General features: G+C 36.7%; 13 protein-coding genes. 12 read left to right on the top strand and 1 reads right to left on the bottom strand.

Features of this window, described 5'->3' with window-relative positions; translation table 11 throughout:
* Nucleotides 1–246: 246 nt before the first annotated feature.
* Nucleotides 247–933, top strand: coding sequence for an ABC transporter ATP-binding protein (locus JIN86_RS14660; RefSeq protein ID WP_004231931.1), 687 nt, complete (start codon nt 247–249; stop codon nt 931–933).
* A gap of 1 nt (nt 934) precedes the next feature.
* Nucleotides 935–2,254: an ABC transporter permease gene (locus JIN86_RS14655; RefSeq protein WP_004231933.1), complete on the top strand. Its 1,320-nt coding sequence runs from the start codon at nt 935–937 to the stop codon at nt 2,252–2,254.
* 62 nt (nt 2,255–2,316) lie between these two features.
* Here JIN86_RS14655 and JIN86_RS14650 read toward each other — a convergent pair whose 3' ends face one another.
* Entirely contained in the window at nt 2,317–3,477 is a 1,161-nt protein-coding gene (locus JIN86_RS14650) for a class I SAM-dependent methyltransferase (protein WP_004231934.1), read from the bottom strand.
* Nucleotides 3,478–3,675: 198 nt separating this feature from the next.
* Here JIN86_RS14650 and putP point away from each other — a divergent pair, with 198 nt between their 5' ends.
* The 10 genes from putP to JIN86_RS14600 all read left to right on the top strand — a co-directional run bounded on the left by putP (nt 3,676) and on the right by JIN86_RS14600 (nt 15,814).
* A complete protein-coding gene (gene putP, locus JIN86_RS14645; RefSeq protein ID WP_004231936.1) occupies nt 3,676–5,163 on the top strand; it encodes a sodium/proline symporter PutP in 1,488 nt (495 codons plus the stop codon).
* A gap of 132 nt (nt 5,164–5,295) precedes the next feature.
* On the top strand, nt 5,296–6,582 hold the full coding sequence (gene hflX / locus JIN86_RS14640) for a GTPase HflX (RefSeq protein ID WP_202342260.1): 1,287 nt from the start codon (nt 5,296–5,298) through the stop codon (nt 6,580–6,582).
* A gap of 400 nt (nt 6,583–6,982) precedes the next feature.
* Entirely contained in the window at nt 6,983–8,470 is a 1,488-nt protein-coding gene (locus JIN86_RS14635) for a peptide MFS transporter (protein WP_004231940.1), read from the top strand.
* A gap of 204 nt (nt 8,471–8,674) precedes the next feature.
* On the top strand, nt 8,675–9,820 hold the full coding sequence (locus JIN86_RS14630; RefSeq protein WP_004231941.1) for a M20 peptidase aminoacylase family protein: 1,146 nt from the start codon (nt 8,675–8,677) through the stop codon (nt 9,818–9,820).
* Entirely contained in the window at nt 9,820–10,644 is an 825-nt protein-coding gene (locus JIN86_RS14625; RefSeq protein ID WP_004231943.1) for a GNAT family N-acetyltransferase, read from the top strand. The genes JIN86_RS14630 and JIN86_RS14625 overlap by 1 nt, the downstream gene beginning before the upstream one ends.
* 21 nt (nt 10,645–10,665) lie before the next feature.
* The gene (gene menC, locus JIN86_RS14620; protein WP_004231944.1) at nt 10,666–11,772 is read left to right on the top strand and encodes an o-succinylbenzoate synthase; all 1,107 of its coding nucleotides are present in this window, start codon (nt 10,666–10,668) and stop codon (nt 11,770–11,772) included.
* A gap of 50 nt (nt 11,773–11,822) precedes the next feature.
* Complete coding sequence (locus JIN86_RS14615) at nt 11,823–12,875, top strand: YkvI family membrane protein (protein WP_004231946.1); 1,053 nt, start codon at nt 11,823–11,825, stop codon at nt 12,873–12,875.
* A gap of 284 nt (nt 12,876–13,159) precedes the next feature.
* A complete protein-coding gene (locus JIN86_RS14610) occupies nt 13,160–14,110 on the top strand; it encodes an ABC transporter permease (RefSeq protein ID WP_004231947.1) in 951 nt (316 codons plus the stop codon).
* Nucleotides 14,103–15,056, top strand: coding sequence for an iron chelate uptake ABC transporter family permease subunit (locus JIN86_RS14605; RefSeq protein ID WP_004231949.1), 954 nt, complete (start codon nt 14,103–14,105; stop codon nt 15,054–15,056). Before JIN86_RS14610 ends, JIN86_RS14605 begins: the two co-directional genes overlap by 8 nt.
* Nucleotides 15,053–15,814 carry an iron ABC transporter ATP-binding protein gene (locus JIN86_RS14600; protein ID WP_004231950.1) on the top strand — a complete coding sequence of 254 codons (762 nt, stop codon included), beginning with the start codon at nt 15,053–15,055 and terminating at the stop codon, nt 15,812–15,814. Before JIN86_RS14605 ends, JIN86_RS14600 begins: the two co-directional genes overlap by 4 nt.
* Nucleotides 15,815–15,869: the final 55 nt, after the last annotated feature.

The following is a 15,869-nucleotide window of genomic DNA, read 5'->3' as shown; positions in this document are numbered from 1 at the left end:
ACAGAAAAACCCTGTTATAAATGGCTATTTTTCTATAATGGTGAATTATTAGTACAGATTAAAACGCGAAAGAGGATAGAAGATAATAAAAATAACGCATTGGAATTGTAAAGGTATTGTAAATTCGTTTGATAACCAGAAGAGTACCTTCTTATTCTTAAGAATATCTTCATTTTTATCCTCCCTCTTTATTAAGAATTGTTTTTTACAATGGAAAATGAATAGGAAAGGAGCGTTTATTAACTAATGATTCAGGTTGAAAACTTACAACATACATTTTTAATTGGAAAACGAGGGAAGGAAAAACAAGTACCAGTATTGAAAGGTGTGAACTTCGAGGTCAATAAAGGAGAAATTGTTGCTATTGTAGGTAAAAGTGGCTCAGGAAAATCTACCTTATTACAAGTTCTAGCTGGTTTTATGAAAGCTGAACAGGGCTCTATTAAAGTAAATGGAAAGGAAACAGCCCATCTAACTGAAACAGAAAGTGCTGCCTTCCGTTTACGTCAATTCGGTTTTATTTTTCAAAACTTCCAATTGATGCCTGGTTTAACTGCTTTTGAAAATATCGAATTACCTTTAAAGCTACAGGGTTTGCGTAAGGCTATGCGCAAAGAAAAAGTGAAGAAATTAATGGACAAGGTTGGTTTGACAGAAGTAGCAGACCATTATCCCAATGAATTGTCAGGTGGACAGCAACAGCGTGTCAGCATTGCACGAGCACTTATTACGAATCCTCCTATATTACTTGCTGATGAGCCAACAGGGAGTCTCGATTCAGAAACCGAGCAGGATATCTTATTGCTTATTCAAAGTTTAAATCGTGAATTAGGGCTAACTTTTGTCATTATCACGCACGATGAAGAAGTAGCTACTATCGCACATAGACGCTTCCGCATGTACGATGGAGAACTTGTAAAGGAGGAAGCTTAACATGTTATTTAAGGATCAATTAGATTTTGTAACACAGCATATCAAGAAAAATAAGCTGCGTGTGTTTATGACGATACTAGCTGCAACGATGGGCTGTGCCTTTTTAATCGTGCTAGCATCTGTTGGTTTTGGTTTACAGGAATCTTTACGCAATGAAATTCTTTCAAACGAAACAGTTACAAAAATTCAAGTATATGGTGATAAGCAATTAACTGAAGACCAAGTACAAGAAATTAAAAAAATGGAACATGTAGAAACAGTGCTTGAAACAATTAGTGTCAATGCTACCGCGCAATCATTTTTTGAAGATCGTGATACAACTTCTAATTTAATATTGTCAGATATGCAGGACTTTGAACAGGTAAATGGAAAGCTTGCAAAAGGGCGTTACCCAACGAAATCTAATGAAATTGTTGTAGGCTATCATTTTGCTCAAACATTATTGAATGAAAGAGAACGTGATGTCATTGCGGAAAAAAGTAAAAAGGCTGAAGCAGAGGGTACGTATTATGATGGTAGTGAAGAGGGCTATAAAGAATCATTGATTGGAAAGAACATAGACCTGTCCTTAGTTCCTCACACGGGTACAAATGAAGAAACGCAAAAAATGAGCTATACAATTGTTGGTGTAATGGAGAAACCTTCTTATGATTGGATGGTTGATAACGCTATTCATATGGATAAAGAGCAAAAGGCAGTATGGGTTAAAAATTTATCAACAGATAGTAATATGGCAGAGGATGAGCTGTTTTACTCTGAATTTAATATTTATGCGGATACATTAGAAAACGTAAAGCCGATTTTAGAGAAGTTAAAAGATAAGGGCTATAGCGTATATTCAGTAACAGAGCAGCTAGATCAAATGAATGTATTTTTCCTTGTATTAAAAATTGGCTTAATCTTTGTTGGTACAATTGCTGTGTTGATTGCTTCTATTGGTATTTTTAATACAATGACAATGGCTGTCACAGAGCGAACACGTGAAATTGGTGTATTAAAGGCAATTGGGGCAAGTCCGAAGCTTATACAACGGTTATTTTTAATGGAAAGCACATTTATCGGTATTTTTGGTACGCTAATTGCGGTTGTCATCTCGTATGCTATTAGCTTTGCGGCTAATGCAGCATTACCATTAATTCTTAAGGCGGCAACAGGGGAGGAAGCTTTTGCAACAAATGATATAACATTTTCTCTTATTCCATGGCAACTAGTCATTATTGCAGCAGCCATTAGTGTTGGTGTAGCGATGATTTCAGGTTATCGCCCAGCACGTAAAGCAACAAAAATCGACGTTATTCAAGCTTTACGACAAGAGTTATAATAAAAAAGGCGGTCCAATCAACATTGGATCGCCTTTTATTTGGATTGAAGTACATCTGTATGTTATAAATACTCTTTTAACTCATTCGCTAAAAATGGTGTTGCATTCAATAATTTTAAGAAGGCATCATAGCTGGCACGTTGCTCTTCATTTGGTTTTTTACCTGTTTGATAGGCTCGAATTAATATGTTTTTAGGTGTATTCTCCATATCGATAAACTCTAAAAGCTGTGCCTCATAGCCAACAAGCGATAAAATTTCAGCTCGAATAGCATCTGTAGCAAGTGCCGCAAATCGCTCTCGAACAAGTCCATGTTGCAACATAATATCGAGAGCAGGTGTATTTAGTTGACGATTTAACTCATGCTGACAGCAAGGCACACTTAGAATGACACTTGCTCCCCATTTTACAGCACGAGCCAAGGCCATATCTGTCGCTACATCACATGCATGGAGTGTTACCACCATATCCACAGCACTTTCATCATTATAATCATTGATATCTCCTACAAGAAATTCTAGCTGATCATAGCCTAGATCTTGTGCTATTCTTGAGCACTCTTCAATAACCTCTTTTTTTAAATCTAAACCAGTAACACGAATGTCTAAGCCTTTTTCAATTTTTAAATAATGATACAAAGCAAAGGTTAAGTAGGATTTTCCTGAACCAAAATCTAAAATCCTCACCTGTCGATTCTGAGGTAAATAGGTTAAGGCATCATCTATAAATTCAATGAAGCGGTTAATCTGTTTAAATTTATCATACTTTTGTTTCTTAACCTTTCCTTCTTCTGTTTGTACCCCCAGTCGAATTAAAAATGGATAGGGTTGATCATCAGATAGTAAATAATTTTTTTTACGATTATGGGTTAGATGGACTTGTTTAGGTGAAGCTGTTTTATCTGATTTCCAAAGGACTTTGTTCTTTTTTGATAATTGTACTTGTACTGTTTCATCTACGAAATCAATATGAGCTTGACGATACTCCTCAAAAAACGCATCAAGCTTGGAAGGAAAATGAGCCAATAGAATATTTTCATGTTTTAAAATCCGTTCATATTGGTATTCAATTTGTATATGGTACTGATTTTTTAACATTAATGGTTTTAATTTTATACGTTTTATTTCATTTGATTTCATACGTGGTTGACTGATTGTAGCTGTAACAAGCTTTTGTTGCAAAATTTGCTCAGTGAGCAGAGCTTTCATTTCTTCAAAGGTCATACATTTTCGCCTACTTTATTGTGTAATAGATGGCACTAGTTTAACACATTTTATAATAGACAATGGCATCTTTGGTATTCGGAATTAATTTAATAAAAATTCCGAGTATTTATAGGTAGGATTGTATATTCGTGGTATCTTAAATATAGTAATTCTTTTTGAATTGGTGATACTAGTGAATATAAAGGAGGAGAAATTATGTCAGATAACATGTATCAATTATTAGCGATAGTTATTTATATGATCGCTATGCTAGGCATTGGCTGGTATGCGTTTGCTAAAACATCAAATTTAACAGACTACATGCTTGGCGGCCGTTCATTAGGTCCCGCGGTAACTGCGTTAAGTGCAGGTGCTGCAGATATGTCTGGCTGGCTCCTAATGGGCTTACCTGGAGCTATTTTTTTATCAGGTCTTGTAGAGGCCTGGATTGCTATTGGATTAACAGTGGGGGCTTATTTAAACTGGTTGTTTGTTGCTCCACGATTGCGAGTTTATACACAGGTTACCAATGATTCCATCACCATCCCAAGTTATTTAGATAACCGATTACGAGATCACACTAAGCTTATAAGAATTGCCTCAGGTGTCATTATTCTAATATTTTTCACATTTTATGTTTCCTCAGGTATGGTAGCTGGTGGTAAGTTTTTCGATAGTTCATTTGGTTATGAATACCATACGGGCTTATTAATTGTGTCGGCTGTAGTTGTAGCATACACTCTTTTTGGCGGATTTTTAGCGGTAAGTTATACAGACTTCTTACAAGGTCTTATTATGTTTTTAGCACTTATTATGGTACCAATATTTGGCTTGTTTGTAACAGGTGGCATAGGGGAAACTATTTCGTCTATAAAATCTGTTGATCCAGATCTTCTAAATTTATTACCAGCCACTGCGACAGCAGCAGGGATCATTTCTTCAGTTGCTTGGGGACTAGGCTATTTTGGACAGCCTCATATTATCGTTCGCTTTATGGCGATTAGTTCCGTTAAAGAAACGAAGCAAGCACGACGCATTGGTATTGGCTGGATGATGTTAAGTTTATTTGGAGCTATTGGAACTGCCTTGGTGGGTGTAGCTTATTATCAGCAAAATGCGGGTGAGCTAAAAGACGCTGAAACTGTCTTTATTGTACTTGGACAGATTTTATTCCATCCATTTATAGCGGGTATTATGCTGGCGGCAATTTTAGCAGCTGTTATGAGTACAATTTCTTCTCAATTAATTGTAACTTCTTCGGCGCTTGTAGAGGATATTTATAAAGCATTATTTAATAAAACAGCAGACGATAAGCATTACGTTTTTGTTGGGCGTATGGCTGTATTAGTTGTTGCAATTATTGCAGCAATCCTAGCGTGGAATCCAGATAGTTCTATCTTAAGCTTAGTTGGCTTTGCTTGGGCAGGATTTGGTGCAGCCTTCGGACCTGTTATTTTACTTTCTTTATATTGGAGAAAGCTAACGAACTACGGAGCACTTAGCGGAATGGTAACAGGGGCTGCAACTGCATTTATTTGGGGTAAAGTAGATGCTTTATCAAGTGCGTTGTACGAAATTGTTCCTGGCTTCATTGTTTGTTTAATTGTTGCGGTTGTTGTCAGTATGCTGACATATAAACCAAATAAAGAAATTGAAGAAGAGTTCACACGCTCAGAAGCCCTACTAAAAGAAGAAAGAAAATAGTTGTGATGCGCCTCTCCATGAGGCGCATTTTTAAAAAAGTTAACGATGATCTTCAAATACGAAAAAGGGTCTTTTATGGTAAGATGAAGAAAATTTGTCGTAGCGACACCAAGCTTTGGTGGGAGGTTTCTAATGGATAGAATGAAGGAAGTTGATGTATTAATTGAAAAGGCCATACTAGTTGGCGTAAATTTACGAAATGATGAGCACTTTGACTATTCTATGGAAGAGTTAAAAAATTTAGCTGAGGCCTTGCATGTAGAAGTAGTTGGGACTGTCACGCAAAATTTGGAACGTGTGACACCTTCCCATTATGTGGGTACAGGTAAAATAGAAGAAATCAAAAATTTTTATGACGAAGCACAAGCAAACCTCGTTATTTTTAATGATGAACTGTCTCCTTCGCAAATCCGTAATTTAGAACGTGATTTAGCAACGAAGGTCATTGATCGAACAATGCTTATTTTAGATATTTTTGGAAGGCGCGCAAAAACACGTGAAGCCCAAATGCAGGTGGAATTAGCACAGCTTCAATATATGCTACCTCGCTTAGTGGGTTTACATGCCTCTTTAAGCCGTCAGGGTGGTGGTACTGGAGGAGGCTTTAAAAACCGTGGTGCTGGTGAGACAAAGCTGGAATTGGATCGACGAAAAATTGAAGATCAAATTGCTAAAATTAAAAAGGATCTAGAGCACGTTAAGGAACAGAGAGAAACGCAGCGTAAACAGCGTCGTAAAAATGCTCTTCCGGTTGTATCGATTGTTGGTTATACAAATGCTGGGAAATCAACGATTATGAATCAACTGCTTACGCAAATAGGACAAGAAGAGCATAAGCAAGTCTTTGAGAAGGATATGCTTTTTGCTACCCTTGAAACTTCTATTCGTCAGATTGAACTACCTGATAGGAAGACATTTTTACTGACAGACACTGTAGGCTTTGTTAGTAAATTACCTCACCATTTAGTGAAGGCATTTCGCTCCACTTTGGAAGAGGCCCGAGATGCGGATCTTTTACTCCATGTGGTAGATGTTTCTAATACTGAGCACGGATTTATGATGGATGTGACAAATGAAACACTAAAAGCAGTTGGTGTTGAGGACATTCCGACAATCTATGTATACAATAAAGCAGATATAGTAGATGTTCCATATCCTGTGGTAAGTGGAGATAATATTTGGATTTCAGCGAAGCAGGGGGTTGGATTAGAAGAATTAGTACAGCTAATTCGTCAACACATCTTCTCGCACTATGTAACGTGTGACATGTTAATACCTTATGATCATGGGAACGTTGTTTCTTATTTAAATGAAAATGCCTCTGTTTTTAATACAGCCTATGAAGAGAATGGGACATTATTGTCTCTTGAAGTAAAAGCAGCAGATTACGCAAAGTTTCAGCACTATGTGATTAATTAAAAAATGTACTACCCAAAGCATGCCAAAAGATTTTTGGCATGCTTTTTGTGATTAGAGGGAATAGTAAAATCTAGAACAAGAGTAAAAGGTGTACTCGGGAAATTGTATTAATTTTCAAGTAAAGTAAGGAATCTGAATTTTAGATATTTTAGAATAATTCTTTGTAGGTGTAAAAATCTTTTAGGGATAAAGTGTGAGAAAACTTAGATATATCAAAGGATTTAATAATTTATCTAATAATCAATCAGAATTTATAGAAAAATGACAAATTTTCAACATTTTTTAAAACTCTTGCTAAAGTTTTTAAAACGCTTTAGTATGATGAAATAAAGTTTTTTTATCCTTATATTAGGGTAGTTGTGTTTTTGTAGAATAATTTTTTATTGGGAGAGGGTATTGTATGTCTAGTAAAGATGAAGTTGTAAAATCTGTCCCTCAAAATGGCTTTGTTGGACACCCTAAAGGGCTCTTTACTTTGTTTTTCACAGAATTTTGGGAACGTTTCTCGTACTATGGTATGCGAGCAATTCTCATCTTCTTTATGTATTACGAATTACATGACGGTGGCTTAGGTCTAGACCGCGGAACAGCGAACTCTATTATGGCCATCTACGGCTCACTTGTTTATATGTCTGGTATTATAGGTGGCTGGATTGCCGACCGAGTTTTAGGAACACGAAAAACCATTTTTTATGGTGGCGTGTTAATAATGATTGGTCACTTACTGCTAGCATTGCCTGGTGGTGTAAGCATGTTATTTGCTTCCATGGCATTTATCGTTATGGGTACTGGTTTATTAAAACCAAACGTTTCAAGTATTGTTGGGGACATTTATGCTGAAACAGATAGCCGCCGTGATGCAGGGTTTTCTATTTTCTATATGGGTATTAATATGGGAGCATTTATTGCACCTTTTATTGTCGGAACAATTGGACAAAAATATAGCTTCCACCTTGGCTTTGGTTTAGCGGGTCTAGGTATGTTTATTGGTTTAATTGTTTATAAATTAACAGAGAAAAAATATTTAGGCTTAGCGGGCTTACAAGTAAACAACCCATTAAAGCCTGAAGAACGTAAAAAAGTCTTTACACAATTCGGAGTTGCAGCTTTACTTATTATCATCTTGGGTGCTATCGGTATTAAAACTGGTACTTTAACCATGAATGTATTTAGTTTAATCATCACAGCTCTAGGTGTATTAATTCCAACTGCATTCTTTATTTATATGTATCGCAGTAAAAAAACAACGAAGGATGAAAAGTCTCGTCTACTTGCTTATATTCCTTTATTTTTATCAGCTGTAATGTTCTGGGCTATTCAAGAACAAGGAGCAACCATTTTAGCGACTTATGCAGATGAGCGTACACAGCTAAGTTTTGGCGGTATTCAGCTTCAATCTTCTTGGTTCCAGTCATTGAACCCATTATTTGTTATTACGATGGCACCATTATTTGCGATGCTATGGCTTAAATGGGGAGACAAGCAGCCGACAACACCACGTAAGTTCTCCTATGCATTGTTCTTTGCGGGTCTGTCATTCTTAGTGATGATGGTTCCAGCACATCTGTCTGGTGGAGATACATTAGTGAGTCCTTTATGGTTAGTATTGTCATTCTTCTTAGTGGTTGTTGGTGAGTTATTATTATCACCAGTTGGTCTATCAGCCACAACGAAATTGGCACCACAGGCATTCGCAGCGCAAACGATGTCTTTATGGTTTTTAACAAGTGCAGCAGCACAAGCAATTAATGCGCAATTAGTTAAGGTCTATGAAGTTGTAAGCGAATTCACATACTTTGGTTTCTTAGGTACCTTATCTATTGTAGTCGGTATTATTATATTGGTGCTTTCTCCAATTATTTCCAAAGCGATGAAGGGTATTAATTAAATGAAAGATGCAAGTACAGTTATTAAAAAACTGTACTTGCATCTTTTTTTGCTATCTAAATAAAAGTCTATCTATGAAGCTGAGAGTGAAATATATTATCGTAAGTAGTTATTTTGTTGAATGTGGGTATAAGTTTCTATGTAGAAAATTATCATTTTCGTTATAATAATTTTAATAATAAGAAAATTTAAGGGGTTGGAATCTATGAAGGAAGAGTTAGATTATTTGAGGCCAAGATTAATGGAGATTTTTACGTATTTACATGCAAATCCAGAAATCAGCTGGCATGAAGTAGAAACCACCAATTATATCGTGGAGCTATTAAAGCAGGAAGGCTTTTCCCCTATACGATTTAAAAATTCGACAGGATTATATGTTGATGTAGGCACCGGTAACCCCAAAGTAGGACTAAGAACAGATATAGATGCCTTATGGCAAGAAGTAGATGGTCATTTCCGAGCGAATCATTCATGTGGACATGACGGTCATATGACGATGGCCATTGGTACACTATTACTTTTAAAAGAACTACAGCAATCTATTAATGGTACAATCCGCGTTATTTTCCAACCTGCTGAAGAAAAAGGAACTGGAGCGTTATCTGTATTAGAAGAAGGTGTTATTGATGACTTAGATTATTTATTTGGTGTCCATGTAAGACCTGTTCATGAGCTAGAGGACGGCACTTATTGTGCAGCCTTATATCATGGTGCCTCTCGTTTACTTGAAGGCGAAATTATCGGAGAGGATGCTCATGCTGCAAGGCCGCACCTTGGTATTAATGCCATTGAAGTAGGTGCAACAATCATCGAAGATTTGAGAACCATTCATACAGATCCTATGGTTCCTGTATCTGTAAAGATGACGAAATTCCATGCTGGGGGAGATTCGGGCAATATTATCCCAGGTAATGCCTCATTTACGATTGATATTCGTGCACAGCAAAACAAGGTGATGGACGATTTAGCACAAGGTGTAAAGCGTGTGATCGATTCCTCTAAATTGTTGCATAAAGTACAAATTGAATTACGTACGGTGGCCAATATCGTAGCTGCTGAAGTTGATACAAGTGCTCAATATTTAATGGAGCAGGCAATTATACAGGCCGCTGGATTATCAAATTTAAGAAAGCCTGTTCATACACCTGGAGGAGAGGATTTTCACCATTATGCTGTACAACGGCCGCATTTAAAAACGACCATGCTGGGCTTGGGTTGTGGATTAACACCAGGATTGCATCATCCGAAAATGAAATTTAAACAAGCAAGACTTGTCACGGGAGTGGAGATACTTACAAGAGCAGTTTTATTAGCTTTGGAATCAGGGCATAAAAAGGAGGCGTCAGCGTAATGTTAGAGCAAGTGCGAATTCACAAAGTAACAACACCGAAAGAAATTGCAGAGATCCAAAAATTAAACGCTGAAATATGGGGCAGTCAAGCAATCCCCTCTCATCAATTGCTAGCTGCTGTACAAAATGGGGGAATCGTATTAGGAGCGTATTTAGCTGAAAAGCTAATTGGCTTTAACTATTGCTTCGTTGGCTATCGGAATAGAGAAATGTACTTACATTCGCACATGATTGGTGTAGAAAAAGCATATCGTGAACAAGGTGTGGGTGAATTATTGAAGCATGCCCAACAAGAATATGCAAAAGAGCATGGTTTTCAACTTGTCCGCTGGTTAATTGACCCATTAGAGGCGCGTTTAGCGAATCTAGCATTTCTAAAATTAAACGCCACTAGTTATCAATATGAAAATGATTATTATGGTCCGCTTCGAGATGACTTTAATGAAGGACTACCTTCAGATAGATTGGTCGTTGAATGGTGGATCGAGCGTGATCCAATGGCAGATAGCCTTGATGAATTAGAAGAAGTAGCACAGGAAATTGTACCTTGGACATTAACAGTTGACGGATTACCTGTTCTAGATGTAGAAAATACATTTCAGTTAAAACAATGCTTTTATAAAGATGCCTATCTTTTACCGATCCCTCAATCTCTACAGAAAATGAAAGTGGAAAGTCCAAAACTTGCAGAGGACTGGCGTTATAAAATTCGCACTATCTTAACAACATTATTTAACCAAGATTATGCCATCGTACGCATGAAGAAACATCCAGTGTATGTTCATAGCTATCTGTTAGTCAGACGCTCCTTATTAGCTTTATAATAATGATAGGGAGTGAACAATGTGAGATTAGAAAAGATTACATTAAGGCATTTAAAAATGCCTATGAAAGCACCATTTACTACGAGTTTTGGCACAGTTGATGAAAAGGAAATGTTACTAATAGAAGCAAAAGATGAATCAGGGGCCACGGGATGGGGAGAAACTGTTGCTTTTGTAGCACCATGGTATACAGAAGAAACATTAAAGACAACATGGCATATGCTACAAGATTTTTTGATACCCATCTTGTTACATAAAGAGATTGGGCATCCAGATGAGGTAACCTCATTATTTGCACCTATTCGGCGAAACTGCATGGCGAAAGCTTCAATTGAGGGTGCAGTATGGGATATCTATGCTCAGCAAACAAAGCAATCACTTGCACAGGCGTTAGGTGGTCAAAAACAACGTATTGAAGTAGGAGTCAGTGTGGGTATTCAACCCTCTGTCGCTCAGTTAATAGCATTAATAAAAGGTCATATTGAAAAAGGCTACAAAAGGGTGAAGATTAAGATAAAGCCTGGAGAGGATGTAGAGGTAGTACAGGCAATTCGTGCGGAACTGCCAAATTTACCCTTGATGGTAGATGCAAACTCTGCTTATACATTAGAGGATATAGGAATACTACAGCAGCTTGATGACTTTAATTTATTAATGATTGAACAACCATTAGCTACTGATGATATTGTCGATCATGCAGCATTACAGAAAAAGTTAAAAACGCCTATTTGCTTAGATGAAAGCATCACATCATATGAGGATGCCAGACGAGCAATTGAACTTGGAAGCTGTGGTGTCATCAACATCAAGATTGGACGAGTAGGTGGTTTAACGGAAGCGAAACGAATCCATGACTTATGTAAAGCAAACCATATTCCAGTTTGGTGTGGTGGTATGTTAGAGGCAGGGATTGGACGAGCACATAATGTTGCCTTAACATCTCTTAGTCAATTTATTTTACCTGGCGATACAGCCGGTTCTAGTCATTATTGGTACGAGGATATCATTGATCCTGAAGTAAAAGTCAAAGATGGCTATATTGAGGTACCCCAGTCGGTAGGTATTGGTTTTAAGCCTAATATGGCTGTGATTAATAAATTAACAATTAGCAAAGAAATCTATCAATAACGCAGTACTTAGTCGATCATTTAGTATACGGAAAACGAGGAGAGAACTGATTGAAAAAAAGCTTGCAAATCGGTGGTGCCTATGTGGGGATTATCGTTGGAGCAGGATTTGCATCAGGGCAGGAAATTGTCCTTTATTTTACAAGCTATGGCTTTAAAGGAATATATGGAGCATTGTTAGCTATGGTTGGTTTCTCAATTGTTGGAATGTGTGTTGCTCAAGTGAGCTCTAGGCTTCGCACATCGTCCCATAAGGATTTGATTTATCAAATTTCAGGGAATACTATGGGCTTTGTCTTGGATTTAGTTCTATCACTCTTTTTATTTGGTGTAGCTGTCATCATGTTTGCTGGGGCTGGTGCAACATTTCAACAAATGTTTGGACTGCCTATTTGGCTAGGGAGTATTTGTATGATCTTACTTACAGTAGCCACAGTCATGATGGATGTGAAGAGTATCATCAATATCATAGCACTTGCCACACCGTATCTACTAACAGTTGTGTCCATCATCGCTATCTATGCTATTGCCACGATGGATTTTACCTTTGCAGAGCAAGCAGTTATTGCTCAACGTGCTCAAATAAGTGAGAAAAGTTGGTGGGTAACGGCTTTATTGTACATGTCGTTCAATGTAGGGGTTAGCTTCTCTTTATTGACTGTTATGTGTGGATCCATACGCAATCATAAGGTAGCTGGAATGGGTGGTATAATTGGTGGGATTTTGTTAGGTGCTTTAATCCTGCTTGTAAATTTCTCCCTTTTAGCAAAGATGAATATCATTGTTGGACTAGACATTCCGATGCTAGCGTTAGCGAATGAAATTCATCCGATTGTTGGAGTATTAATGACTATTTCTCTTTTGGGAATGATTTATAATACGGCAGTAGGGATGCTATATTCCTTTATGGTAAGGTTTTTCAAGCCAAGCAGAGCAAGCTTTAGGGTTGCAGTCATATTTATAGGTGGTCTCGGTTTTCTAGCAAGCCTTGTAGGATTCACAACGCTAGTAGCTAAATTATACGCTGTTATGGGCTATGTAGGGTTAGTATTAATCATATTCATTATTTCTGCATGGTTAAGAGGCACAAAAAATATTATCTAATATAAAAATGGTAATTGAGGAATAGATTTTATTCTCAATTACCTTTTTATTTGGATAAAAATATTGTAGAAATAGTGAATTATTTCTGTTGATAGATTTATGGTAATGCTGATATTTCGTTAATTTGGCATATTTTTTCGTTAATCATTAATAAAACGAGAATAATTCTCATTTACTTGTTGACTGAGAATAAAATCATGCTTATAATGGAAATCGTGAGTAATGATAATCATTTTCACTAATAAGTGAGTTACACACAAAAATGAAATCTACCGGGGATTACTATGAAAATAAGATATCTTTTAACAGCAACTGTTGTGCTGTCTATTGTGTCGCTCTTTATCGGAGTAGTAGATATTAAGCCTAGCGACCTATTAGACTTCCAATCAGAAGAAGCTAGACTATTTTTAATTAGTCGTGTACCTAGACTTGTTGCAATCTTGCTGGCAGGTGCAGGTATGAGTATTGCTGGTTTAATTATGCAAAGCTTAAGTAGGAATAAATTCGTTTCACCCACAACAGCTGGTACATTAGATGCCACACGGTTAGGTGTATTGATTTCCATGATGTTCTTTACGAACGTTACGTATTTCCAAAAAATTTCCTTCGCTTTCATATTTGCTCTAGCCGGCACATTACTATTTATGCAAATATTAAACCGAATTAAGTTTAAAGATGCGATTTTTATACCGCTTATTGGCTTAATGTTTGGGAATATTTTGTCCTCTGTTACAACATTCTTTGCCTATAAGGCGAATATTATCCAAAACATTTCTGCATGGTTACAAGGAGATTTCTCATTAATCATGAAAGGCCGTTACGAACTGTTATACGTTAGTGTACCAATACTCATTTTAGCTTACATTTACGCAAATCGTTTTACAGTAGCCGGGATGGGAGAGGATTTTGCAAAAAATCTTGGTCTATCGTATAAATTTGTAGTCAATTTAGGCTTGGTGTTGGTAGCTCTTATCTCCACGACAGTGGTGTTAACAGTCGGTATCATTCCATTCCTTGGTTTGATTATTCCGAACATTATTTCCCTGTTTAAAGGTGATAATTTGGCAAAAACCTTGCCGCACACAGCATTACTTGGTATGTCATTCTTATTATTCTGTGATATTTTAGGACGAGTACTGATTTTCCCTTATGAAATACCAATAAGTATGACTGTTGGTGTAATTGGAAGTGCCATCTTCCTATTCATGTTGTTTAGGGGGAGAGCATATGCGTAATCGTACAAAAATGTTCATTTTACTAGGTCTCGCTGTTATAGCAGTTGTCCTATATTTATTTTGGGAACTCAATGGTAATTATCACTATGCTTTTCCACGCCGTGTCATAAAGGTTGTGGCAATGGCATTAACGGGTATAGCAATTGCCTATTCAACAGTAGTTTTCCAAACAATTACACATAATCGTATTTTAACACCAAGTGTCATGGGTTTAGATGCTTTGTATATGTTAATTCAAACATGCATCTACTTCTTCTTTGGCTCTACATCCATATTAGTTATTAATATCTACTATAATTTTACGCTTGCAATTGGGGCGATGATTTTATTCGCTTTAATTTTCTACCGAGTATTGTTTAAAGAAGGAAAGCGACCGATTTATTTTTTACTGCTTGTTGGAATGATTGTTGGTACGTTTTTAGGAAGTATCACTACGTTCTTCCAAGTATTAATAGATCCGAATGAATTTTTAGGCTTACAAAGTAAAATGTTTGCAAGTTTCAATAATGTTAATTCAGATTTAGTTTGGCTAGCAGGCGTTATCATTTTAATAACGTTTATCTACGGTGCTCGTCATATGAATCAATTAGACGTCATGTCTCTAGGACGAGACACAGCTATAAATTTAGGTGTACCTTACGATAAGCTTGTACAACGTATGTTAATTTTAGCTTCAATTTTGATTGCTGTTTCGACAGCGCTTGTTGGTCCGATCACGTTCTTTGGCTTAATCGTTGCAAATTTATCATATCAGTATTTTAGAACATACAAGCATTCCATCTTAATTACTGGCTCATGTGTAATGAGTGTTGTAGCTTTAGTCGGTGGACAGTGGATGGTTGAACGTTTATTTAGTTTCACTACTACACTTAGTGTCATTATTAACTTTGTGGGTGGGGTATACTTCATCTACTTATTATTAAGAGAAAGTAGGTCAGCAGGATGATACAAGTCAAAGAAATTACAAAGTTTTTTGGTAAAAAACCTGTCGTTCAAGATGTAAGTGTTGATATTGTTTCAGGAAAAATCACATCGTTTATTGGACCGAATGGTGCAGGGAAGTCCACGCTACTTTCTATGGTGAGTCGTTTACTGAATGCAGATACTGGCGAAGTACTACTCGATAAGGCAGATGTACGTAGCTGGAAATCGGATGATTTCGCTAAACGTGTATCGATTTTAAAGCAATCAAACTTTATGAATGTTCGTCTTACGATTCGCGAGCTTGTATCTTTTGGCCGTTTCCCTTACTCCAAAGGACACTTAAAACCTGATGACGAAGAAAAAGTGGACGAAGCTATTCGTTATATGAATTTAGAAGATATGCAACATAATTATTTAGATGAGCTTTCAGGTGGTCAGCGTCAGCGAGCATTTATCGCAATGGTTATTGCCCAAGATACTGAATATATCTTACTGGACGAACCGTTAAATAATTTAGATATGAAGCATTCTGTTCAGATTATGAAGATTTTACGTAAGTTGGTTGATGAGTTAGGCAAGACAGTGATTATCGTTTTACACGATATTAATTTCGCTTCTGTATACTCCGACCATATTGTTGCATTAAAAGATGGCCGTGTTGTTAAAAATGGTCCTACAAATGACATTATTAACTCACATGCATTGAAGGAAATTTATGATATGGATATTCCTGTTCAAGAGCAGGATGGCTGTAGAATTTGTGTTTATTTTAATTCGTAAAAATAGTTCCAGATGATGAACATCTAACTATCAAATCATTTAATTAAGGAGAAAT

Origin of the sequence: Lysinibacillus sp. HST-98 (assembly GCF_016757845.1) — a bacterium.
In the GTDB taxonomy this organism is placed as follows: Bacteria; Bacillota; Bacilli; order Bacillales_A; family Planococcaceae; genus Lysinibacillus; species Lysinibacillus capsici.
The sequence above is the reverse complement of the archived record's forward strand: the minus strand, read 5'-3'. Positions and strand labels throughout refer to the sequence as shown.